The 25,343-nt window shown below is 48.5% G+C and carries 18 protein-coding genes; 11 read left to right on the top strand and 7 right to left on the bottom strand.

What is annotated here, in order from left to right; genetic code table 11:
• Window positions 1-52 precede the first annotated feature (52 nt).
• From OXH00_15365 to OXH00_15350, 4 genes are all read right to left on the bottom strand, one after another.
• On the bottom strand, window positions 53-3,046 hold the full coding sequence (locus tag OXH00_15365; GenBank protein MCY3742393.1) for a sigma-70 family RNA polymerase sigma factor: 2,994 nt from the start codon (window positions 3,044-3,046) through the stop codon (window positions 53-55).
• Window positions 3,047-3,219: 173 nt separating this feature from the next.
• Window positions 3,220-3,798, bottom strand: coding sequence for a class IV adenylate cyclase (locus OXH00_15360; protein ID MCY3742392.1), 579 nt, complete (start codon window positions 3,796-3,798; stop codon window positions 3,220-3,222).
• 39 nt (window positions 3,799-3,837) lie between these two features.
• The gene (locus OXH00_15355) at window positions 3,838-4,431 is read right to left on the bottom strand and encodes a hypothetical protein (protein MCY3742391.1); all 594 of its coding nucleotides are present in this window, start codon (window positions 4,429-4,431) and stop codon (window positions 3,838-3,840) included.
• Window positions 4,428-5,027, bottom strand: a complete 600-nt coding sequence (locus tag OXH00_15350) for a hypothetical protein (protein MCY3742390.1) — start codon at window positions 5,025-5,027, stop codon at window positions 4,428-4,430. Before OXH00_15350 ends, OXH00_15355 begins: the two co-directional genes overlap by 4 nt.
• 284 nt (window positions 5,028-5,311) lie before the next feature.
• Here OXH00_15350 and OXH00_15345 point away from each other — a divergent pair, with 284 nt between their 5' ends.
• The 4 genes from OXH00_15345 to OXH00_15330 all read left to right on the top strand — a co-directional run bounded on the left by OXH00_15345 (window position 5,312) and on the right by OXH00_15330 (window position 12,237).
• Window positions 5,312-6,361 carry an isochorismatase gene (locus OXH00_15345; GenBank protein MCY3742389.1) on the top strand — a complete coding sequence of 350 codons (1,050 nt, stop codon included), beginning with the start codon at window positions 5,312-5,314 and terminating at the stop codon, window positions 6,359-6,361.
• Window positions 6,362-6,419: 58 nt separating this feature from the next.
• A complete protein-coding gene (locus OXH00_15340; protein ID MCY3742388.1) occupies window positions 6,420-7,685 on the top strand; it encodes an MFS transporter in 1,266 nt (421 codons plus the stop codon).
• A 9-nt stretch (window positions 7,686-7,694) separates the two neighbouring features.
• Complete coding sequence (locus OXH00_15335) at window positions 7,695-9,398, top strand: DUF4838 domain-containing protein (protein MCY3742387.1); 1,704 nt, start codon at window positions 7,695-7,697, stop codon at window positions 9,396-9,398.
• A gap of 115 nt (window positions 9,399-9,513) precedes the next feature.
• A complete protein-coding gene (locus tag OXH00_15330) occupies window positions 9,514-12,237 on the top strand; it encodes a VWA domain-containing protein (protein ID MCY3742386.1) in 2,724 nt (907 codons plus the stop codon).
• A gap of 43 nt (window positions 12,238-12,280) precedes the next feature.
• Here the strand turns inward: OXH00_15330 and OXH00_15325 are convergent, their stop codons facing one another.
• The 3 genes from OXH00_15325 to OXH00_15315 all read right to left on the bottom strand — a co-directional run bounded on the left by OXH00_15325 (window position 12,281) and on the right by OXH00_15315 (window position 14,931).
• Entirely contained in the window at window positions 12,281-12,490 is a 210-nt protein-coding gene (locus tag OXH00_15325; protein MCY3742385.1) for a site-specific DNA-methyltransferase, read from the bottom strand.
• Window positions 12,491-12,707: 217 nt separating this feature from the next.
• A complete protein-coding gene (locus OXH00_15320) occupies window positions 12,708-13,058 on the bottom strand; it encodes a hypothetical protein (protein ID MCY3742384.1) in 351 nt (116 codons plus the stop codon).
• Window positions 13,059-13,467: 409 nt separating this feature from the next.
• On the bottom strand, window positions 13,468-14,931 hold the full coding sequence (locus OXH00_15315; GenBank protein MCY3742383.1) for a DUF839 domain-containing protein: 1,464 nt from the start codon (window positions 14,929-14,931) through the stop codon (window positions 13,468-13,470).
• Window positions 14,932-15,635: 704 nt separating this feature from the next.
• On the opposite strand from OXH00_15315, the gene leuS reads away from it, so the two are divergent.
• The 7 genes from leuS to leuD all read left to right on the top strand — a co-directional run bounded on the left by leuS (window position 15,636) and on the right by leuD (window position 25,301).
• Window positions 15,636-18,188 (top strand): leucine--tRNA ligase, encoded by a 2,553-nt coding sequence (gene leuS / locus OXH00_15310; GenBank protein ID MCY3742382.1) that lies wholly within the window; start codon window positions 15,636-15,638, stop codon window positions 18,186-18,188.
• 133 nt (window positions 18,189-18,321) lie between these two features.
• Window positions 18,322-19,347, top strand: coding sequence for a hypothetical protein (locus OXH00_15305; protein MCY3742381.1), 1,026 nt, complete (start codon window positions 18,322-18,324; stop codon window positions 19,345-19,347).
• A gap of 397 nt (window positions 19,348-19,744) precedes the next feature.
• Window positions 19,745-21,526, top strand: a complete 1,782-nt coding sequence (locus OXH00_15300) for a ribonuclease J (GenBank protein ID MCY3742380.1) — start codon at window positions 19,745-19,747, stop codon at window positions 21,524-21,526.
• Window positions 21,527-21,712: 186 nt separating this feature from the next.
• A complete protein-coding gene (locus OXH00_15295; protein ID MCY3742379.1) occupies window positions 21,713-22,861 on the top strand; it encodes an ABC transporter substrate-binding protein in 1,149 nt (382 codons plus the stop codon).
• A gap of 77 nt (window positions 22,862-22,938) precedes the next feature.
• Window positions 22,939-24,342, top strand: a complete 1,404-nt coding sequence (gene leuC / locus OXH00_15290) for a 3-isopropylmalate dehydratase large subunit (protein ID MCY3742378.1) — start codon at window positions 22,939-22,941, stop codon at window positions 24,340-24,342.
• A gap of 77 nt (window positions 24,343-24,419) precedes the next feature.
• Window positions 24,420-24,542 carry a DUF2281 domain-containing protein gene (locus OXH00_15285; protein MCY3742377.1) on the top strand — a complete coding sequence of 41 codons (123 nt, stop codon included), beginning with the start codon at window positions 24,420-24,422 and terminating at the stop codon, window positions 24,540-24,542.
• Window positions 24,543-24,710: 168 nt separating this feature from the next.
• A complete protein-coding gene (leuD, locus tag OXH00_15280; protein MCY3742376.1) occupies window positions 24,711-25,301 on the top strand; it encodes a 3-isopropylmalate dehydratase small subunit in 591 nt (196 codons plus the stop codon).
• Window positions 25,302-25,343: the final 42 nt, after the last annotated feature.

Raw genomic sequence — 25,343 nt, 5'->3', positions numbered from 1 at the left:
AGAATCCAAGCCCCGTAGGGGCGGCATCTGACAACCGATAACTATTTTCTTGTTATTCCTCCATTGCAGATGAGCCCTTGATGGCTTCCTCCCAATCCCACAAAAGAATAGTTCCGTCTTGTCCAGTACTAACGAGCGTCTTTGCATCGGGTGAGAATACTAACGTCTCCACTGTTGCGGTATGCCCATTGAGTGTGGTAATTTTTTCCCCTGTTGTCATATCCAATAATTCAATTCCACCGTTTCTAAGTCCTGCAAGGAGAACAGTATCATCAGGTGAGAACGCTAACGACTTGGTGCCGCGTGGAACATCTTTAACGCGAGGCTGCTTACTGCTACCCAATAAACGGATTTTTTGTTGACTTCCGACAGCGAGTAATGCCCCATTTGGAGAGAACGCCAACGCTGTAATCGGATCTTCATAACTCACGGTAAAATCGGCAGGCAGCTCCTGTCCAGCAAGGAAGGGTGCTAACTCAACACCCGTTTCTGGATCCCACATCTGAACCTTTCCGCCCATGGTTCCACTAACAAGTTTTTTGCCATCTGGTGAGAACATCAGAACCGTGACTTCGTTTAGCAGTTGAGCCACCATGTGCTGCTCGACCATCGCGTCATTATTGTTTTGTTCTAAGAATCGGATAGTAAGAACATCCCTCGTTTCTGTCTGCCATACATGAATCCCACCCGAACCGTGGAAGGCTACCACTTTTCCGTCAGGCGAAAAAGCCATACCTACTTCTTGATTCATTCCGCCAACTGTCTTTGTTAGGGTTGCTAATTCACGTCCCGTACGAACATCTGTCAGACGGACCAGATGATCTGGCTCCTGCGTGGTGACAAGCTTACTGGGACCTATGTTGAGGAATGTGGCGGATTTTGCACCGGTGCTAACGAGTTTCGTTCCATGCGGTGAAAACGCTGAAGTCATTAAGAAATGCCGAGGTCCTATCGTTTGAACCGCGGTTTTTTGCGATGTCTTTAGGTCCCACAAAGTAATTACGCCGTTAAAGTCAACGCTGGCGAGCATAGAATTGTCTTCAAGGAAGGAGACTGCTTTCACCCACTCCATGTGTTCTGTGAGACGAATCGGTAACAATGTTTTGGTGGTTGTGTCCCAAAATTGGATTGTACCATCTGTACTTCCGCTTGCGAGGGTACGTCCGTCTGGCGAAAATGTGAGTGCTGCAATACCGCTAATATGCTCATCGAACGTTGCGAGGTGCGCGCCGGTCGCAGCATCCCACAACTGCACGGTCTTATCGGTGCTCCCACTTGCGAGCATTTTCCCATCCGGTGAGAATGCTAAAGCGTTTGTCGAACCTGTATGTTTTCGGAGGGTAACCAATTCGTCGTTGGTGAAAGTATCCCATAATCGCACCGTTTTATCCTTACTTCCACTGGCGAGTTTTGTTCCATCGGGTGAAAATGCTAAGGCTAACACGGAGTTAGGGGTACCGTCTGAAAACTGCCACCGAATCTCTCCTGCTGGCGGGATCTCCTCATCTGCTGCGGGGGGTAACCGTTCCTGGATTCCGCCTGTATGTCCACTGAGGGTAGAGAATTTTTCACCGGTCATTGTGCTTCCCAGTTCGATCTTTCCGTCCTGCCTACCGACCGCAAATTTATCCGCTGTGAGGGCGTAAGATTGAGACGAATTTGCTCTCTTTACCATTTCTTTGATTTTCTTCACATTTGCCTCACCTGTTTCAATATCTAACTTGTCAATGGTGTTTGTCCAGTTCCCCAAACTGACAACTGTTTTGCTATCCTCAGAGAAATGCAGTGCCGCGGCAGGAAGTAGTTTCTCAATATGGGACATTTTCTGACCAGTAACTATCTCCCACAACTGAAGTCCGGGGCGGCTCCCGCTACTTGCGATGAATTGCCCATCCGGTGAAAAAACAATGGACTCACACATGCCTGGGAACATATTAATTTCTTTTCCTGTTTCTGCATCGTAAAGCCACACACCGATGTTACTTCCGACAGCAATTTGTGTACCATCGGGTGAGAATTGAAGCGCGTTGATACCGCCTTTTCCGAGGCGCGCTTTCGCCGCTTTGGGGAGTTCCCATTTTGTGTAATCATCAACAAATTCGTCAGCGTGTGCTTCTTTGACGAATGCTTGGGTATCCTTAAATGGTTGTCCAGATTTGCTGCTTTTGTTGGGTGTGTTGGTGCTTCCGATCTGCGTCCGTATATCGGGTTTTGATGCAATATTCAGCACGATGGGTGTCTCAATCAGTTCAACCGTCATCTCCGATGCGGCATCAAGGCTATAGGGTTGTTGAAAACGGATTGCGTGTTGTTGATTTCCAATACCTAACATTAGTAACACCACTGCTACTGTAGAAGCGGCGATTGTCCACGGTGCGAAAGGCTTGCTACTGGACGGTGTAGCGGGTTTAATACGGGCGACCTCTCGCATAATATTCTCTGTGAGATTCGGGGTGATTTTGAAGTTATCCAAAGCCGCTCTGATCATCGGTTCTTCTCTCTTTAGACGCTGCTGTGCCCGACGGAGACGACTCTTAATTGTATTTGCGGATACCCCTAAAAACGCGCTAATCTCTGTGCACGACATTTCTCCGAAGTAGTGGAGCGTGATGACAGTGCGTTCACTCTCTTGGAGTCTCGCGAGCAACTTTTTGACGACATCGCGCTGTGCTTCTGCGGTTGTGCGCTCGTTTTCCGCAGCGACGTATCCCGAATATGTACCTGTTTGTACGTGCGCGTTGTCTGTCTCCTCAAGCTCCTCAAGTGGCTGCGTCCACACCCGCTTTTTTCGGAGCCAAGAGCTACAGCGATTCGCGGCGATGACATAAAGCCAACTGTCAAAACGCTGCGGTTCCTTGAGTGTTGCAAGTTTCTTGTATGCTTTCAGGAACGTGTCCTGTGTAATCTCCTCTGCGGTGTGGAAATCCCCGATTTTCCGCCACGCCAACGCGTGCACCTGTTTCTGGTATTTTCTCACAAGCACAGAGAAGGCATCATCGTCGCCTTCAAGGACGCGTTGAATGAGTTCAGCATCGTCATTTTTCATGCGTCGCCTCCAAAAAAGAGTAGTTTCATCATTCTGTTTTCAAATCTGGTGACGCTACTTAGGCGTAAAACGGGTGCATAATTCTGCAGGAAATGGGCGTGTGTTTGGGTAGTGAGTTAAGATTTTATAGTGAAATGAAAATTTAGAACTTACGCAATACCGCTGATATTCGGTTACGGCTTTTGCATAACAAGGTCGCTATAGGAGACAGCAACTGGGTCAGCAGTGCCTAAATGAAGTATCCTTTTAACGTACTGGTGTTCATTTGCTGCTTCGACTTCTGTTTGTCCCTGAAACACCGTTTCCAATTCGATAAACTGTCCTAAATTGGCAACTGTATCGAGATGGATACGGGTATTTTTGAACATCCAGACCTCTCGCTGTTTTTGGACAATCGTTTCAACTCCCAAGGCAACGGTTAGCAGCGTTTTGAGGGTTGACGGGTCGCTAACCTTGCTGAGTTGGTACTGACTATAACGAGATTCGCTTTGATTCGGACGCTCATAGTAGATAAGCCACGCTTCATCTGTTTCATCTTGCGAGGGCACGCGATGGCGTGCCTCGCTAATCTCACGCAATTTAAGACGCGGTTTACAGGTTTCTAATATCGCAGCGTCTTTTACCTGCGTCACATAAAAATAGGTATCAATTTGATAGACGGTTTCACAGTGTGTCGCCTCTAAATCAGCCAACCTCGGATAGAGGGTTTCAAGCGACGGACAGTGTGCTTTGAATTCTAAGTTTGTTGCCATTTTGGTGTAGTTTCCGAGTATCGAAAACTTGCTCTAAATTTAAGCAATATGAACTGACGACCCCGGTTCATAATCATAAACACAAGAACGATTGCAAGGTTCGTTATCTTTAAGTAATGCACAAACTGGGTGCCGTAGTTGTAACGCGCTTCGTAGACATGTACGCAACTGCTCAGGATCGAAGTCTTCACCCCAGATGTAACTATAGCCGCCGCCTTCCATTGTTGCGCGTGCGCGTGCTTCGCTCGTGACAAGGACAATGATTTTGATGTGCTTCTTATCCCGACGTACATCGTTAAAAATCCGCCAATATCCGCGCGAAGTCCAATCGAAAATCACCAAGCGATACCGCGCGAGTTGTAGAAAACGGGGCGCATCTTCAGCACTAACGACATCGTATCGGTAGCCTTCACCGCGGAGCACATCTTCCACCCTACGCCGGACATTCGCGTGATAACTAATAAATAGCACATCCCCTTGGACTTGTGAAATGCCACGGTTTCTTTGAATATCAAGCGGTCCAAGTGCTGTCTCAACTTTGCGCTGAAGTTGGTAACGGGCAACATGTGCTTGACGTTCTACCTGTTTCAGTCGCTGTTGTAAGATGGGGTGGGTGTCGGCGCGTTTTTTCATTCAATTTCCGCGAAATCTTCATCGGATTGGAAATCATCAACACAGGACCGGTTACAACGCTCGCCGTTTGTTAACAACCAACAGGCGCGATGCTTTAATTTAAGAGCACTTATTATACAGGTACGTAACTGCTCTGGATCAAAACCCCGCCCTAACAGGTAGCTGTAGCTGCCAGCTCTCATGACCTGTCTTCCTTCGTCGTTATTACGAACAATCGAGACAATTTTGATATGCGGCTGATACCGCCTGACATATTCAAAGAGTCTCCCTCGCGAGCGGCGGGTGTAGTCGGCAATTATCATCTGATATTTGCGCATTTTTAACATACCGATGGCTTCCGAGCTTCGCTCTGGAAAATCACACCCATAGCCTTCGGATCGGATGAGGTTCCTGACTTTGTTATGTAAATAGTCATCACGTGAAACGAGCATCACATCGCCTTGCAATTCAGAGACACCGAAGTCCTCTTGAATGTCAAGCGGGATACGTGCTTCGCGAGTTCGCCAATCCAAAGTTCGGCGTGCCCGTCGAACCCGCTCATTGACCTGATCAAGCCGCTCTTCTAAATCTGGGAGTGGCTTAAAAAACTTTTTCATTTGTTTTTCCTACAAACTTTAGGGTACTAAAAGATGCTAACCGGAGAATGTTACGCTATTCTACCGTATATGCATAACATATATCAACCGATTTTTGTTGATAAAAACCGAGAAATTCTATAAAATTCCCAATATCAGAAGAATAGCTATCAGCCGTCAGCAAAGAGCGGTTCTGGTTAAACTAAATGCTTCTTTATCGATAGCCATTCTTCTGACAACCGACAGCTGATGGTTTCCGATAGCCATTCCTCTGATAACTGACGACTCTAAAAAAGGATAGAACAATGTCTGCATCGCAACTCCCACTCCCGCAACACTTTGATGTTAATCAGGTAGACAAGGTCTGGCGAATCCCGTATCAAGAACGTCAACGTGAGGGACTCGCGTGGGCAGACCAGTATTCAATATCCGCAGCATCCGAAGACAATTTTCGGACCTGCCTACTCCTTGTCGATGTCCAAAATACATTCTGTATCCCCGGTTTTGAACTATTTGTTGGTGGTAGGTCAGGAAGTGGTGCTGTAGAAGACAATGTGCGTTTGTGTCAGTTCATCTATCACAATCTGCCGCATATCACCAAAATCGCTTGCACACTCGATACGCATACGGCGATGCAGATATTCCATGAAGTCTTCTGGATTAACGATGCCGGTGAGCATCCGTTACCACTGCAGACACTGATTACGCCAGAAGATATAGAGACAGGCAGATGGCGCGTCAATCCTGCTGTTGTTGGCAGTCTAAATTTACCGAATCAGGTTCCAGAATCGAATCCATACGCATGGCTCAAGGCGTACGGCGAACATTACGTCAAAACGCTTACTGCAGATGGCAAATATCCGCTGGCGATATGGCCCTACCATGCGATGCTCGGTGGGATCGGGCATGCCGTTGTCTCTGCTGTCGATGAAGCCTGCTTTTTCCATACCATCGCCCGTAAGACCCAGATCCATTACGAAATTAAAGGACAGAACCCGTTGACTGAAAACTATTCCGTCTTACGTCCGGAGGTACTTAACGATGCGGACGGTAGACCAATCGCAGAAAAAAATAGTCCATTCCTCCAAACACTTTTTGAATACGATCGAGTGATTATTGCGGGGCAAGCGAAAAGCCACTGTGTCGCCTGGACTGTCAGCGATCTGCTCACAGAAATTCAGCAGACCGATACAGAATTAGTCAAGAAAATCTACCTTGTTGATGATCTGACTTCACCGGTTGTCGTGTCAGGAATCGTAGACTATACAGAACCCGCAGACGCTGCGTTTACCAAGGCTTCGGACGCAGGGATGCACATAGTACAGTCAACAGAACCGATAGCCCAGTGGCGGTAAGCAACAATTATGAAGTCCCGTAACCAATTTTAGGATCAAACAAAAGAGGAGACCTCTTATGGAAGATAAACGAACAGAATTGGGAACCTTCGCGCGATTATCTGGGATGATGTTTCTACAGTTCGCCATCTGGGGCGCGTGGGCAGTCCTTATCGCTGGGCACATGCAAAACCTCGGATTCAGCGGCAAGCAGATTAGCTACGTCTTTGGCACGACGGCTATCGGTTCGATAATTTCTCCAATCGTTGCAGGATGGATTGCGGATCGTCTAATGCCAGCACAGGTGTTTGCAGCGATCTCTCATCTACTCGGTGGTATCTGCCTCTTCGTCGCATGGAAGCAGACCTCCTTCCCAATGATGTGGAGTATGATTTTCCTGCACGCCGTCCTCTATATGCCGACAATCGCACTGACCAACGCCATTGCTTTTCACCACATGGGACAGTCAGACAAATTCGGAAATATCCGGGTCTTCGGAACGCTCGGTTGGATTGCGATTAACTGGATCCTGAGCCTATACCTCCGGTTCTGGGAAGGGCAAGAAACAACGCTGCCACACGTTGGCGACTGTCTCCTCTTCGGTGCCGTACTTTCCTTCATCATGGGTGCCTATTGCTTGACACTCCCCAACACACCGCCGAGTAAGGAGGCAAAGAATCCGTACGCTTTTCTTGAAGCCTTCTCCCTTGTCGCAAATCGAAATTTCGCCGTGCTTCTAATTATTTCTTTCGTTGTTGCGATTGAACTCCCTTTCTATTATAACTTGACCTACCTCTTCCTGACCGAAGCAGAACATGGCGTTGAGCTTGCTGGAAGTAGTGCTAACTTGGCAATGAGTCTCGGACAGGTCGCTGAGGTTTTGCTCATGCTGCTGCTCTTTCCGTGTCTGCGCCGGTTCGGCATGCGATTTACTATCTTTTTAGGTATCCTTGCGTGGCCCGTTCGGTATGCTATCTTCGCCATTGGTGAGCCGGTGTGGTTGGTTGTTGGTGCGCAAACATTGCACGGTATCTGCTATTCGTTCTTTTTCGTCGGCGGTATGATTGCTGTGGAACGATTGAGTGCGCAGGACATCCGCGCGAGTTCGCAAGCACTGCTCCTCTTTGTCACAAATGGGTTCGGCATGCTGGTCGGGCATATCGTCAGTGGACGGGTACATGATTACTTCGCTTATCCAGAAGGTGGACACGCTTGGGCAAAAATATTTATGGTTCCCATTGTCATAACAGTGCTCGCTGCGATCGCCTTCATTGTGTTGTTCAACGAACAGAAATATCAGGCAGATGCCCAAGCAGTGGAACAAGCCACTGCCGACACATCATAAGGAGCAATTATGTCAACCCAGAAAACACTCGAATTTTACCCGACTCGCGGCAGTTTAAGGGTCTCAGCAAGACAACATTGGCGCATTGCTGTCTCTGATAACGCTACTGCCTCTGAAAAATACGCCGCTGAAGAATTTCAAAAATGGTTTAACCAAGCAACCCGATTAACATTACCGCTGGATACCGTCCATGAGAATACCGACACCAATAACGGGTGGATTACAATCAAAGGGTCATCTATGCTCGGTGATGAAGACATCGAAATCACGGTTAGTGATAGCCAGATTCAGATCAAGGGCGGCAGACCGCGCGGTATCCTTTACGCGGTGTATCAGTTTCTTGAAGAATTGATCGGTGTCCGGTTCTTAACCGCCGATCACACCTATATCCCAGATGCATCTACCCGGCAAATACCGTATGGCAGTTATATCTACTCCCCACCGTTTTCGTTCCGTTGGAGTTATTACCGAGAGAATTCAGAGGATCCGACATTCGCGGCGAAACGGAAAGTCAACACCGTCACGGATGCTGAAAATCTCGGTGGAAAAACACAACAGCAGCTGATTAACCACTCATTTCATGCGTTGGTACCTTATAGCACTTATGGTGAGAGCCATCCGGAATATTATGCACTCGTGGACGGAAAACGGGATATGAATACCCACGGTGGCGGTCCGCAGCTATGTGTGACGAATCCCGAAGTTATTGAGGTTGCTGCGGCATCCGCAATTCAGCAACTCACAGATCGACCAGAAGCCACCAATATCAGCGTGAGTCAAGCGGATACGGCGGCATACTGTCGCTGTGAAGCGTGCGAAACCCTTAACGAAGCGGAGGATTCACCGATGGGGTCGCAGCTGACTTTCGTTAATGCTGTCGCGGAACGCATCGAGAAAGCACACCCGCACGTCAAAGTCGGCACGCTGGCGTATTGGTATACTCGCAAACCACCCCAGACGATAAAGCCGCGGCACAATGTGCAAATTCAACTCTGTAGTATTGAATGTTGTACCCTGCATGCTATTGATAACCCGGATTGTGAGCAGAACCGAGCCTTTTGCCAAGATACCAACGAATGGGGAAAAATCTGCGACGACATCTGGATTTGGAATTATAATACCAATTTCCGTTCCTATGATCTGCCTTTCCCAAATCTGCGGAGTATTGCTCCGAATGTCCGCTACTTCTTACGCAATAACGCCAAAGGCGTGTTTATGCAAGCGAACGGCAACGGGTTATCAGGCGAATTTTCCGATCTACGGAATTACCTCATCTCTCACCTTATCTGGGATCCGCACCTTGATGCTGATGCCCTTTTAAACGAATTTGTAAACCTCCACTACGAAGCCGCGGCACCAGCAATTCTCGAATATATTACTTTCCTCCACGATAACGTAGAGACGCGGGGACTCCATCCGAGGTGTTTCCCAACCCCCGAAGATGTTGGCTTAGATGCGGAGAGTGCACAAGCAGTTTTCGACTATTTCCAGCAGGCGTTAGCACTTGCCGATAAACCTGAAATTCGGGCGCGTGTCGAAAAAGCCGCTATCCCTGCCTACAAAGCGATGCTCGTAGCAGGCGGCGAAATGCCATCCGAAGAGCGTCTCACATTGATTGATGAATACATCGCGCTGTGTGAACGCTATAACATGTCACATGCCGCAGAAACGCAAGCAGCAGAAGCATATTTTGAGGAACTCCGCAGCCAATAATCTCATTCATGGGTTAAAGCGTCGTCAGTCTTCGGTGGTCAGTTAAAGCAGAGCGTTAATAAACCAAGAACCTCTTGTACTTATAACTGATAACTGATAACTGACAACTAATAAAATGTTTGATTTCCGATCCCCTTTCTTCTTACTCTTACTTGCTGCGATTCCTGCGCTAATCTTTGTGCAACGGCAAGCACACCTCGGGACGACGAAGTGGCGAAAAAGCGTAACCTTCTTCCTCAGAGGTGCCGCGCTGCTATGCGCAATCCTCGCCTTAGCGAGCCTCCACCGGACACAGAAAGAACAACGGCTTGCAGTCGTATTTCTAATTGACACCTCCGAAAGCGTTCAACCTATCCAGCGCGAAGAAGCAGTCAAACAGATCAACGCCGCTGTCGCAAAATTGAAGCCTACTGATCTGTTCGGCATCATCGGTTTTGGGAAGGAAACCTCTGTCCTTACAGGAATTCGACAGAAACAAGATCAACCCTTGGAAGGCATATCGAAAGGACTACTGGCATCGCTCGCGGAGCAGGCAATTAGACGCGATGGTACCGATATTCTCACCGCACTTAAACACGCGATCGCATCGCTGCCAGACGATTATCATCGGCGGATCGTGCTGTTGAGTGACGGCATTCATAACGCCGGTGGTACACGCTTGGAGGATTACCTACCGTTACTTTCGGCGAATAATGTTGAGATAGCAACAATACCGCTTGATACGCTTAAAGACGCAATTCGGGTCGTGCAGCTCCAGGTTCCTACCCAAGTCCGCAAAGGGCAGCGTTTTGAGATGCGTGCCATAATTGAAACCGATGGTAGCCTCCCAAAGGTGCCCGGTACCCTCTATCACGAAGGCGCATTGATTGATACATTTGAGTGGACTTTGCCGAGTGGAACACATTCTCTTTCTTTACCGGTGCCACCAGTTTCCGAAGAGAGAAACCATAGATATGAACTAAAACTGGATGTCCGCGACGAAATTCTTGAGAATAACCAAGGATATGGCGTTGTAAAAATTCAGGGTAAACCGCACGTCTTATATGTAGAGGAGGATCCCACACAGGCTACACACCTGAAAACCGTCCTTCAGGAGAACGGATTTGACGTGGACGTTAGGGAACCCGTGGAAATGCCGACCGATCTCATTGAACTCAAGCGCAGCGATGTCCTCATTCTCAGTAACGTTTCCGTAGATGTCCTCTCATTGGAGCATCTGCAAAGCATCGAAAATTATGTCCGTGACCTCGGGCACGGGTTAATAGTTATCGGCGGCGGACACGCCTACGGACCCGGAGGTTATACCGATACTGCCTTGGAACGTGTACTTCCTGTAAAAATGACACCCCGCGAACAGAAGGACACTGTCGCTATTCTTTTTGTATTAGATACGTCGGGGAGTATGGCAAATTATGTCGGTGGACAACGACGTAAAATTGATCTCGCTATTGCAGGGATCAGTGCGGGTATTGATAATCTTGAAGAGGATGACATCGCCGGGGTCATCAGTTTCAGCGCAGGCAAAGATGCTCACGTCGTCTCAGATCTCACATCTGATCGTAATGTGCTACTTCAAGCCGTTGGCAGGCTTAAGCCGACAGGCGGAACAACGCTGATGATGGAGGCGATTGACAAAGCCTCCGAAATACTTGAAGCAGACAGTGCGAAACGGAAGCACATCGTTCTCTTATCGGACGGTAAATCTGATGATACGAAATCCGATTTTTTGAAGTTAGCAGAACAAATTGCCGAAGCACGTATCAGTATCACGGCGATTGCGATTGGCGATGCAAACGTAGAGCTTCTCACGCAGCTTACAGAGAATGTAGTCCGCGTTAAAAATGTTCAGGAGCTGCCAAAAGTTTTAACGGAAGCCGTCCGAGAAACGCAGCGTTACATCGTTCAAGAACCTTTTCAACCTGTTGTCACTGTTCCGAGTGAACCAATTGTGGAGGGCATCGGCACGCCGCCAGAACTTCACGGCTACGTTGCGACGACAGGAAAAGATACCGCCCAGGTTTTCATCCGTTCACATAAAGATGAACCCGTTCTCGCAGGGTGGAATATCGGGTTAGGGAAAGCGGTTGCCTGGACATCGGACGTTAAAGCATGGGCAAAAGAGTGGATTCCGTGGCACAATTTCGGAAAGTTTTGGGGGCAATCTGTCAATTGGGTGCTTCCTGCGGCGGATGCGGATGCCGACTTTGATCTCACTGTATCGCTCCGCCACGGTGCAGCGGAAGTCAATATTGATACGCGAACCCCGTCACAAGCCGTTTACGAGGCCCGTGTTGCCGGTCCGAACGGAACAAGTGAACCTATTGAAATGCAACAGATTACATTGACGCGCCACAACGGCACATTTCAGATACATGACAGCGGATCTTATATCGTCACTGCTCAGCGTGAAGGCGATGGTCCTAAACGCACCAAAGCCTTGATACTCCCTTATCCATCAGAATACGCCGAATTCGAGGTCAATACCAACTTGCTGAAAACGCTTGCATCGGAGACTGATGGCACCTACGAACCCACACCGACCCAGATGGCATCACCCGCAGGTACACCCATTGAGAAGCAGGTTTCGCTTGCACATGCGTTGCTAATTGCTGCCGCGCTATTCTTTGTATTGGAGATGATTCTCCGGCGTTACAGCATAGCAAATAGGCATCTCGCTGAGTTTCTCGGACGATTGCGCGGACAGCCTGCAGACAAATCGGTAGGTGGACAAGGGGACACTCTGCCTTCACCCGAACGCGTTACAGGAGACACGGTCTCTGTCGAGCCAACAGAAGCATCAATGAATCGGCTATTAGCCGCCAAGAGACGGGTACGTTGATGTTGGCTTATTAGTATATGTAGATTTTGTTAAGGGAGTTGAACTATCGAGGCGTAGATTGGGTTGAACTGAATTGCGTCTGGAATTGGTTTTCAAGATGTGGCTTTTGCTTAATATTCTCCTGTGCCAGTTGATAATACTCAGGCGAAATTTCGATGCCAGCGGAATTTCTTAACAACTTTTGAGCGACCTGACACGTCGTACCGGAACCTGCAAACGGATCAAGCACCCAATCATCTTCTTTTGTAAACAACTTGATAAACCAATCAGGCAGCGACTTAGGAAAAACGGCACTGTGTTTTCGATTTCCAGTTAAGGTCTGTTTTTATTGCTGTCATTCAATGATCTGCCTTTAATCGCACTTCATGATATAAGAATTACAAATCGGGGTTAGAAACCCTCCTACAAAAGCCTTCGCGAAATAGGGGCAACTTAGTAAAATAATATCATATTTGTGATAAGGAATCAAATCAAATGTTTGCCCCTACATAGCGGTGCCACAACAAAGATAACCCCTTTGAAAATCCCCAAAGGATGCCAATAGGAATCCATAGAAAACCTATATCACTGACTGTTTTTGCAACTAAAACGGCTTTATCTTCAAAACGAAGCGGGATTTCCTCATTTTGAAGTCGCTGCGCAGAGTTCACCAAGCCATAGAACTCGTTCCAATCCCATAACAACTGTGCTTTCATGTCATCATCTGCGAAAGTAAAATAAAAGAGAATAGGGACTATTATCGGAGACCATAAACTGAAAATGAGAAGGCATATCAACACTTTACAGGAAAACGCGAATATGCTTGAAACATATTTTTTCATCAAGTTTCACCGTTTGGAAATCCAAGTCTTTAGGCTTTGGAGGAAAGCCGCCCCCTTGGAAGTGACCAAAATGAAAACCGTTACCATCCTTGGCTTGTTGCCCATACGCAAAAGTTGCGTCACTAGGGTCTCACACTTCTTGTGCGCTTTTCTCTTCCACTATAGGCGTTGATTTTAGAAGAAAGGTGGCTTATTTAGGTTGGGTTGAACGGGGCACCTTCTGGGGCTTTCCAATCAAGGAAAACCCAGGTTCGTCTGACACACAGTGCCTGCAAAAATACCAAGAGAAACCCAACGTTCTTGCTATGACGGGGTATCCTTTTTTAGGTGAGATGATTGAGATGTCCGCGAGGGAGTCAGCCGACTCCGCAAGTGAGATCAACTTTTTCTAACGGCTCGCCTGTCTGTTTCAGGTCAAGCTGCGCTGTCGAATCTCATGCCAAGGACCAGTAATAGCCAGCGTAATCCCAGGACTCTGGATGTTCACAAAAAGGGTCGTACCATCGGGTGAGAATGTTGCACCTGCGAGTTCAGACAGGTTGCCAGCATTTCGGGCAAACCGATAGAGGTTCCCTTCGGGGGTTACGCCAATTAAGAACTCCTCGTTTGGACCGTCTTCGCAGATAATGAGATCGCCCCACGGTGTGACCGTCAAATTATCAGCATTCTCCATGAGATTGCTGTCGTTTGGCTCAATAAAGAGTTCAATAGTCCCCGGTTCTTGTTCTTCGCGGCTTGTGCCTTCGTAAGGACTCGGTATATATCGCCAGATTTGCCCTTTGTATTCAATGCCGCCATTTGTGCAAGCGATATAGAACTCTCCCGTTCCTTGGTTATCGCCGTACCAGATCCCTTCACCGCGTGCGAACTTTGCAGCATCTTTATCATCAGCCCCTTGATAACGGAGCTCATCATACGGCGATTCTACGTTCTCAATATCTACCCATTCAACTGCAAGTGTTTCTCCAACCGGTATCGGATTATACGTCCACCAAAAAATCTTTTGGTTTCGACTTCGCCAGTTTCGGGTATCTGCCGCTTTGAGGTCTCGAATTTTCAGTGCTTGCAGCTTGCCGCCTGCAGCGAGTTCTCCCGGTTGGTCAGGAATAAACCGGTAAATTAAACTATCTCCTCTGTCTTCGGTTTCATAGACGATTCCCGTTTTCGGATCAACGGCGACTGCCTCGTGATTGAAGCGTCCCATCGCTTTCAACGGGATTGGGTCAGCTAATCCTATGTCGGCAGAAGCAGGAACTTCAAAATTATACCCATGGTTTGCTTCGTAAGTGTTTTCTTTTTCAGATTTCTGCATAGTCTCTTCACAGGTGATCCATGTGTTCCAAGGGGTTAGCCCACCGGCGCAATTCCGGATCGTCCCTATCAGACTTAAAAAGTGTTTCTCCAGCGTCTTCGTGCGCGTATCATAGACGAGTGTCGTTGTCCCGCCGAGGCAGGGTAATTCGCCTGATCCAGCGTCGTAGAATTTGTCAATCGCGGCGCGTTCAATCTTTTCGTTATTCCAGCCAAAGGGGCCAACGTTTTTGGCAGTAGCGACCAATTCATGATTTCGGACGAGGATCGTTTTGCCGTTAGGACCGGGGAAAGCTGCCATGCCGTCGTGTCCGCCCGGTACCCAAAGCCCATCGTCCATCTGTTCGCCGGTTCGCGAAAAAGCGTGTGCGGTGAACCCTTCTGGAAGATCAAGAAGCCGGTTTGCGCTCGGGGTAAACTGGAAGGGTGGTTCGGGTCTAAAGCCCGGCACTTTTTGAATCAGGGTTTGGCTGCACCCTAAAAATCCGAGGCTGACTGCTGCAGATGCGGTCGCAAACGCGCCAGAACGTAGAAACTGCCGTCGTGATAATTTATTCTTCATAAAGTTCCTCGTTGAGCGAACGTTAAAGGGGTCATTAGAATTTTCATGTTGCAGACGGAATACTTTTCTTCACATATTAAAGTATAATGTTAATATTTTACAATACTTTTAAGATTATTTCAAAAGTTTATTACAAATCGGTGTGTAAATATTTTGTTCATGGCTCCCAGACACACTAACCCTATGGAGTATCGTTCCGTAGGTTGGGTTGAACGGATACCCCAAAACGCTGAAAATTAACACGACACTCAACTTCCACTAAAGAGCGCATGCCAAACAGAAAACCGAGAGAAACCCAACACCGTTGCGGTTTCCGGGCACCTGTGGGTCTCAAGTTGGGTTTCACACCTACCGCCCCCTTGCCAGTAACGGGTGGGGACCCCGAGGGTCCAAAATCGCACGAAAAAACCGAAAACTGAATAGTCCTGGGACTGACAGCAGAGTCATTCAATTGTAGTGTAGGTTTTTGGTGTTGTCCTTTTCACAGGCGATAATACTTAATATATGTTATGTTTTTTGAAAAAACGCAGAAATTTTCGCAGCATTTCGCACCGGATCCTAAAAAAAAAGATGTCCAATCCAATAATTTCTTAAAATTGAATGACCGGACTGGCAGCAGGTAATCTTGACAATTGGTCAGGTTTGTGTTAAAATTTATACATGTAAAGTTGATATACAGGGATGCAAAAGGAGAAGAACAAGAAATGGAGAACCATCCGTACGCCCCGGCGGAGATAGAACCCTATTGGCAAGCCGAGTGGCGAAAAAAAGAAGCATTTAAGGTTCCAAACGATATCGAAATACTGAAAACCAAACCGAAATTCTATGTGCTTGGCATGTTCCCGTATACCTCTGGTGCCGGACTTCACGTGGGGCACGCAAAGAATTATGTACCGACCGATGTGTTCGCTAATTTTCGGCGGATGCAGGGCTATCACGTCATGCACCCGATGGGATGGGATGCCTTCGGGCTTCCTACCGAGCGCACCGCAGTGCGTGAAAACGAACACCCAGCACACATTACAAAAAGAAATACGGAAACCTTTCAGCAACAGATCCAACGCATCGGATTCTCTTACGACTGGTCCCGAAAAATTGATACCTCCGTGCCCGAATATTATAGGTGGACGCAATGGATCTTCCTCCGACTCTATGAAAAAGGTTTAGCGTATCTTGCTGATGTACCCGTCAACTGGTGTCCAGCGTTAGGCACTGTCCTCTCAAACGAAGAGGTGAAAGATGGCAAATATGTTGAAACCGGCGATCCAGTTGAACGCCGTCTGATGCGCCAATGGATGCTCAAAATCACTGCCTATGCAGACCAGCTGCTGGAAGACTTGGATTTATTGGACTGGCCCGAGGGACTCAAGGAGATGCAACGCCACTGGATTGGTAAATCGGAAGGCGCAGACATCACCTTCAAGATCAAGGATAGTGATAAGGCGTTCACCGTTTTCACGACACGTCCAGATACGCTCTTCGGTGCAACCTATTGTGTATTGGCACCTGAACATCCGCTCGTCTCCGAAATAACACATCCTGATGCCGCATCTGCTGTTGGTGCCTATGTAAAGGAAGCCATCAACAAATCTGATCTCCAACGGACAGACCTCGCGACGGAAAAAACCGGTGTTTTCACAGGGGCATCCGCTATAAACCCGTGTAACAACACGCCTATCCCGATATGGGTTGCGGATTACGTCCTCATGACTTATGGCACAGGCGCGATCATGGCAGTACCGGGTCATGATGCGCGCGACCACGAATTCGCTTCCGCTTTCGGTATTCCTATCCTTGAAGTCATTAAGGGCGGTGATCAGCCAATTGAAGAGGCACCTTTTGAAGGAGATGGAGTCTGCGTCAATTCAGATTTCCTCAACGGTTTGCAGGTTGCTGAGGCGAAGGCGAAGATGATTGCTTGGCTTGAAGGTGAAGGCAAAGGGTCGCGTCAGGTGCAATACCGCTTGCGAGATTGGCTCTTCTCTCGACAACGCTATTGGGGCGAACCCTTTCCCCTTGTACACCTTGAAGATGGCACCATCGTTCAACTGCCGAACGAGGAACTACCTGTGGAACTGCCACCGATTGATGCCTATAAACCTACAGAAGACGGGCAGCCTCCGCTTGCTCGCGCCGGATCCGAGTGGTTGAATGTGACACTACCAGATGGGCGCGCAGCGACGCGGGAAACGAACATCATGCCACAATGGGCAGGCTCCTGTTGGTATTATCTCCGTTTCCTTGATGCGCACAATACCGAGGCACCTTTTGATACCGAACTTGAACGCTATTGGATGCCGGTTGATTCCTATATGGGCGGTGCCGAGCACGCTGTTTTACATCTACTCTACGCGCGCTTTTGGCATAAGGTGCTTTACGACTGTGGATTGGTCTCTACAAGAGAGCCGTTCCAAGGACTGCTTAACCAAGGGACAATCCTCGCGGAGTCTTACCAAGATGCCAGAGGCAAATACTACTATCCGAACGAAGCCGAACAGAAGGGTGATAAATTCGTCGCAAAGGCTTCAGGGGTACCGCTCCAAACGCAGATCGAAAAAATGTCCAAATCCCGCTTTAATGTCATCAACTCAGACGATGTAATTGACAATTACGGCGCGGATACACTCCGTCTCTATCTGCTGTTTATCGGGCCGGTTACAGCAAGCACGCCGTGGCAAGACGCTGGCGTAGAGGGGGTCTATCGGTTCCTTCAACGCGTTTGGCGGCTTGTGATTGATGAAGATAGTGGCGCACTCCGCGAGAAGTTGACTGACGCTCCGGGAACAACGGAGTCCGAACTCTGGCGCGAACTCCATAAGACCATCAAGCAGGTAACCGAGGATACCGAGTCCATTGATAAGATGAACACCGCGATTAGCCAGATGATGATCTTCGTTAACACTGCTACGCAGACGAAAACGCTACCGAAAGAGGCTTTGAAAATTTTCTTGCATCTGCTTTCGCCTTACGCCCCGCACATCGCGCAAGAGTTGTGGCATCGTCTCGGCGAAACAGGATTTATAGCGCATGCGCAGTGGCCCACACACGATGAATCCGTTCTGACGAGTGCCACCGTAACCATAATCGCGCAAGTCAATGGAAAACTCCGCAACCGGCTCCAACTGCCTGCCGATGCGACTGATAAAGAGATTGAAGAAGCCGCACTCGCAGATGAACGCGTTCAACGGTTTATTGAGGGAAAACCGGTTCGGAAGGTTATCGTCGTCCCGAATCGCCTTATCAATATCGTTGTTTAACGGTTGTCAGTTATCAGTTAAAGAGCGGTGTGATTTAATCAAAACATCTTTTACCGAAGACTCTCACTGCGAGGCAAACCGAAAACCGATAACCATTCTTCTGATAACTGAGTACTATCAAAAAGGTGGACCTATGCGTATCGGACGGGTAACGGGCGTGCTCATATTAGTTTTCATAATAGGTCGTGTTGGGTTTGCAGAGGTGGGTGCGGATAAATTCGTCTTTGCCATCCGTGAGCCGTTTCTGAATGAAGACGGTTTCCGCGCTGTAACACGGACGCTTCAGAGAGTCCGAGGAACAGCAAATTGGTGGGAATTCTATCAGTATAACATCTGTACGATGAATCCAGACGGCACAGATTTTCGCCGACTCACGGATGATGCGGTTTCGCGGAACCCGCGATGGTCACCGGATCGGGAACGAATTGCTTACATATCCGGGGTAGACGGGGCAAAATCGTTATACGTAATGTGGGCAGATGGGACCAAGAACAAGCGACTCATCAAGAAACAGTATGATATCCACGATTTCTGGTGGTCTCCGTTAAGTCACGCACTTCTGGTTGTCGTAGAGATTGACCGTCCGAAAGATCGGCTGGAAAATTGGGAAGTGACGGTTGATGGAAAAATAAAGCGGTGGCGGAGCGAGCAGTGGGCAATGGGATGGCTACATTGGGACGCGAAAGGCGAAAAAATTAAAGAACCGAAAAGGAGATTGCTTGAAGTCTTGCCAAAGGGAACACGCTGGCCCGAGTGGTCGCCAGACCGTAAATGGATCGCGTTTAAAACCGAAGGGATCCTCGCGCTTGCGGAACCGGAAGTCGTCAGTATGAGTAGAAAATGGTTTCTGCAACGCGACGAACCGCCGTGTGGCAACATTGAAGAATGGTCGCCTGATGGCAAAAAACTTTTGTTTTATACATCAGGCGAGATCTGCGTTGCCACTATAGAGCAAGGACGGTTTAAAAGTTATCTGAACCTCAGTCTTTACCCAGGACGCGACGCAACATGGAGTCCGGACGGAAACCAAGTCGCATTTATCGGTAAAAATCCGGACGGACGACGCACCAGCGAAATTTTTATCTTAGACATTGAAACTGGAGAAATGCAGCAGATAACCTCAACGACGCACGACTATTTCGATCTCCACTGGCGATAAAGAACACCAGTAGGGAATAGTTTTCAGTTATCGTGCCTCACAGTGAGAGCAGTTATCAGTTTTGGGTTTCGGATTGCTGAAAATCTTCCTTTAACGGCGTTAGAAAATTGGAGTGGCGAAGGTTACAAAGAGGATATCGGTTAATCAGAACCCTCTTTAACTGATAACTGACAACTGACAACTGACAACTATTAACGGCGTTAGAAAATTGGAGTGGCGAGGGTTACAAAGAGGATATCGGTTAATCAGAACCCTCTTTAACTGATAACTGACAACTGACAACTGACAACTATTAACGGCGTTAGAAAATTGGAGTGGCGAGGGTTACAAAGAGGATATCGGTTAATCAGAACCCTCTTTAACTGATAACTGACAACTGACAACTGACAACTATTTTATGACAGATTCCACACTTGTTAATAATGAAGAAATCGTTAACGGAAATGTTTCGATCATACCATTGGGAGGCTTAGGTGAATTCGGGCTTAACATGATGGTGTACGAAACCGAAGATGACCTGATCGTCATTGATACGGGTTTCATGCTGCCAAATTCAGATATGCCCGGTGTTGATCTGATATTCCCAGATATTCACTATCTAATTGAACGAAAAGAGAAGATTCGAGGGATCCTCCTAACCCATGGACATGAAGATCATATCGGTGCTTTAGCCTATGTCTTGCGACAGTTGGATGTACCCGTTTACAGTACGCAGTTGACGCTCGCGATTGCAAGTGGCAGGCTGCGTGAATACGGTGTCCTCGGTAAGGCACAACTCAATACAATTGCGCCGGGTGATACAGTTGAATTGGGCGATTTCTCCGCCGAATTCATCCATGTTACGCACAGTATTCCGGATTCTGTAGCCATCGCGCTTCGCACACCAGTCGGGGTTATCGTCCATACGGGCGATTTCAAGTTCGACATGACACCTGTCGATGGCAAGTTGAGTGATGTCCAGACGCTGGCGCGTTTAGGGTCGGAAGGCGTGCTGATGCTCGTCTCCGACAGCACCAACGCGGAGCGACCTGGGCAGACCCCCTCCGAACGGAGTATTTATGATACGATAGACCATATCTTTCAGAGAACTGCGCAAAAGTTGTTTCTCTGCACTTTTTCTTCGAGTCTCCATCGTATCCAGCAGTTCATTGATCTGGCAAATATACACCGCCGGCTTATTGCTGTCAGTGGACGTTCGCTTCTCAACAATGTGCGCACTGCTTCCGAACTCGGCTACCTTGATGTGAACCCGGACTATCTCATTGATGCCCGCGACGCGTCTATGTTCAAACCGCATGAAGTTGTGATTTTAAGCACTGGTAGCCAAGGGGAGCCTCGCTCCGCTATGGCATTGATGGCACTTGATAACCACCCGTTTTTAAAGGTAGAACAGGGCGATACCGTCGTCATCTCTGCCCGGATTATCCCCGGTAACGAAAAGGCTATCGGGAATGTAGTGAACCATCTGCTCAGACGTGGCGCGAAGATATACCATGAACGCAATGCCGATGTCCACGTATCGGGACACGGGTCAAGCGAGGATCTCAAATTGATGCTCAATCTTTTGCAACCCAAGTTCTTTATGCCGATGCACGGTGAATACCAAAACCTTGTGCGACACGCTGAACTCGCTGAATCTGTCGGTATTCCAAGCGAGAACATCACGGTCGCTGAGGACGGGGAACTCATCTACCTGACATCTGAGACGTGCGAAGTATTTGGACGCGAGGGACGTTCTGGACGCGTCCTTGTTGATGGCAAACCGGAAATTGAGCTTGAGGATATCGTCTTACGCGACCGGATTCAACTTTCAGAAGACGGCATCGTCGTCCCTATTATTGTTCTGCACAGCGACACAGGTGATGCCAGTTCGCAAGAGGGCATTGTGGCGGACGAAACGGCGGGAACTGACACACAATCTACCGATAACGACTCTAAAACGGGCTTGAACGCCGGAGAGATAGAGATTATCTCGCGTGGCTTTGTTTACATGGATAAATCTGAAGAACTCATAGAAGAAGCGAAAGAAATTACCCGAAGGGTCATCGAAAACCTGAGTGATGAGCAGAAACACGAATCGGAGATTGTCCAAGATGAAGTCCGAGGCGCGCTCCGTCGGTTTTTCTCAAAACAGATGCAACGGAGTCCGCTCATCTTCCCCGTTGTTATGCGGGTTTGATAATGGCTATCGGCTTTCAGCCATCAGCCGTCAGTCTCCAGTTATCGGTTAAGAGAAAACTATCTGTAGAAATGAATGCGACCCTCCATACCGTACACCAAGTTTGGGTGTATTGTTACAAAAACCCTCTTAACTGACAACTTATAACTGACGACTGACAACTACGAAAAGAAAGGAACATATCGAATGAAATCATTTATGTTGATCGTGGCAATTGCCACCTTGATAATAGGCTTTTCCGCTTGTGACCGAGTGTCACAAATTGTCCAACCTACCATACCACAGGTAGAAGATAAAAACGACGAGATTACTATCGGAGTCGTTTTACCTTTGACTGGGCACTTGGCTTCCGCAGGCGAACTCATGAAACAAGGTTTCGACCTCGCTCTCAGTGAAATTAACAACGGACAACTCGGTAATCCCCAAGTCAAGTTTATTATTGCAGACGATGCCAGTACGCCAGAGGGGGCGGTTGCTGCTTTCAATAAACTGATTCATGAAGACGGCGTGTCTGTTATTCTCGGGCCCGCATCGTCAAGCGCGACGGCGGCGGCTTTTCCGATTGCCGGTGAAAATCAGGTTGTCGCAATTAGCCCGACAGCGGGGGCCCGTGGGCTTGGCGCGATCAGTGATTTTGTCTTTCGGATCCCGCTCGCGACAGACGTTGTGGTTGCTAAAGGCATTCCGGTAACATACGCGAAGCTCGGCTATCAACGCGTGGCTACGATGTATGACGAAACCGATGGCTTCTCCGCAGATAGAGACAAAGCATTGCAGGAAGCATTTACTGCAAAGGGTGTTGAGGTGCTCACCACGGAACCCTTCCAGAGTGGTGATACCGACTTCTCGGCGCAATTAACCCGAATACAGGCGTTGAATCCCGATGCAATCTTTGTTTCGGCGTTGCCGCCCGAAAAACCGTTGATACTGGTTCAAGCGGACGAACTCGGCATATCCGCTCCGTTTATTGTGAGCTCATTAACCAACGTTGAGGTAGCAGCCGCAGGTGCCGCCGCTGAGGGCGCAATCACTTTTATCGATTGGCTCCCTACAGACGACACACCCGGAAATCAAGTCTTCGTTAAGAGTTACAGCGCGACTTACGGGATGGAGCCGAACGCCTTTGTTGCCGCGTCGTATGCCACTGTCTATATTTTAGCGGAGGCGATTAAGAATGCCGAAGCAACCGATTCAACTGCAATTCGAGATGCGCTGGCGGATATTATGGACTTTGACACAGTATTTGGTAAGTTCTCTTTTAATGCCGACGGGGACGCTGTTTATACGCCGGGAGTGCTGATAGTCAAAGACGGTACATTGCAACCTTTTGAGTAAAGGATGACTTGCAAGTAGCCTTTGCGTTATAAGTTCTGGAAATCTACAAGCCTAATTTATTGGAAGCGTATAAAAATATGAAAACCCGAACAATGTATGAAAAGATATGGGAGGCGCATCTTGTGCGTGCTTCCGCAGACGAGGTGCCGATTCTTTATATTGACACGCACCTCGTTCACGAAGTCACATCCCCACAAGCATTTGAGGGGTTGCGGCTCAACAATCGGAAGGTACGTCGTCCGGATCTGACGTTTGCTACGATGGATCACAACGTACCGACAACAGATAGGGCGCTGCCTATTACTGATTTGATTGCGGCGAAGCAGATGGAGACACTGGCGGAAAACTGTGCTGAGTTCGACATCCCGCTCTATGACATTGACAGTCCTGAGCAAGGTATCGTGCACGTCATCGGACCGGAACTCGGTATCACGCAGCCCGGCACAACCATCGTATGCGGTGATAGCCATACCTCAACGCATGGTGCACTTGGCGCGCTTGCCTTCGGCATCGGTACCAGCGAGATTGAGCATGTACTCGCCACGCAATGCCTCTTGCAACAGAAATCAGAGACCTTTGAGATTCGGATTGATGGGACACTCCCTTACGGCGTGACAGCGAAAGACATCATCCTCTCGATTATCGGGCATATCGGTATTGATGGGGGCAACGGTGCTGTGGTCGAATACACAGGCTCGGCGATCAGCACACTCAGCATTGAAGAACGGATGACTGTCTGCAACATGTCCATTGAGGCAGGCGCACGCGCCGGTATGATCGCACCTGACGATAGCACTTATGAATATATCGCAGGCAAACGTTTTGCACCGAAAGGCGCAGATTTTGATGCGGCGGTTGAACAGTGGAAGCAACTCCCCACTGACGACGGCGCAACCTATGACAGAACGCTACAACTTGACGCAGCAGACATCGCACCACAAGTGACATGGGGCACAAACCCCGGTATGGTAACCGATGTGACAGGACGTGTCCCGAATCCTACGGACATGGATACAACCGACGACAAGCGCGCTGCAGAACACGCCTTGGAATATATGGATCTCCAACCCGGTACCCCGATAACAGATATTCCTGTCGATAGGGTTTTCATCGGTAGCTGCACCAACTCCCGAATCAGTGATCTGCGGGCTGCTGCTGAAGTCGCCAAAGGCAAGAAAGTCGCAGAGAACGTGAGTGCGATGGTCGTTCCCGGTTCGCAAGCGGTCAAACGCCAGGCAGAGGCGGAAGGGCTTGACAAGGTTTTTCGTGAAGCGGGTTTTGAGTGGCGCGAAGCCGGTTGTAGCATGTGCCTCGGCATGAATCCTGACACCCTGAGTCCAGGCCAACGCTGTGCCAGCACATCGAACCGGAATTTTGAAGGCAGACAGGGTAAAGGTGGACGCACGCACCTCGTCAGTCCACAGATGGCTGCCGCAACGGCGGTTACAGGCCGATTTGTAGACATCCGAACGTTTGGATAGGTCAAATACGGGCTTGCACGAGATGGCCAAGAGCGTACCAACAACGTCCTCACTATCAAGAAAAATACCGGGTAACAATGGAATCTACCATTATTGAAAAAATCAGGGAGCTTCCTCCGGAACTCCAAGAAGAAGTCATTCATTTCATTGATTTCCTACGAACGAAAAAAGTTCAAAACGGAAGAAAAAACCAAACTTGAAATGGGTTGGCGGATTAAAAGCGTATCGTGACCAGTTTACAGCCCTCGAACTCCAGAAAAAAGCGTCAGATTGGAGGGATTAGTGTACCTCGCGGATACCAATATTTCCCTTGAAGCCTTGTTGGAAACTGAAAATAGCCAAAAACACCAAAAGGAGAAAATAGAAGAATGGAAGCATTTAAAGAACACGTTGGGTTTGTTGTCCCACTCGACCGGATTAATGTTGATACCGACCAGATTATCCCGAAGCAATTTTTGAAACGGATTGAACGGACGGGTTTCGGTGAATTTCTCTTTAATGATTGGCGTTACCTTGAAAACGGAGATCCGAACCCAGAATTCGTGCTGAACCTCCCGCGCTACGCAGGGGCGAGTATTCTCATCGCCGGTGCGAATTTCGGTTGTGGCAGCTCCCGTGAACACGCACCGTGGGCACTCCAGCAGTACGGCTTCAAGGCGATTCTCGCCCCCTCATTCGCCGACATCTTCCGTAACAACTGCTACAAGAACGGCATCCTCCCTATAGCACTACCTGCGGATGTTATCGCCTCGCTCAGTCAAGAGGCACAAGACACCGAGAGCTACCAGTTGATGATAGACTTGGAAGAGCAATCAGTGATTTGTTCTGACGGCACTGCCCACACTTTTGAAATCGGTGATTTTGAGAAGTACTGCCTGCTCAACGGACTCGATGAAATCGGTTGGACTTTGCAATATGAAGCGGACATTGCAGCGTTTGAAAATCGAGGAAGCGTATAAAAGTTCTACCGCAACTGATCTAATCATTCTCTCGGCGCACCT

The organism is Candidatus Poribacteria bacterium, from assembly GCA_026706025.1.
Taxonomy (GTDB): Bacteria; Poribacteria; WGA-4E; order WGA-4E; family WGA-3G; genus WGA-3G.
The sequence above is the reverse complement of the archived record's forward strand: the minus strand, read 5'-3'. Positions and strand labels throughout refer to the sequence as shown.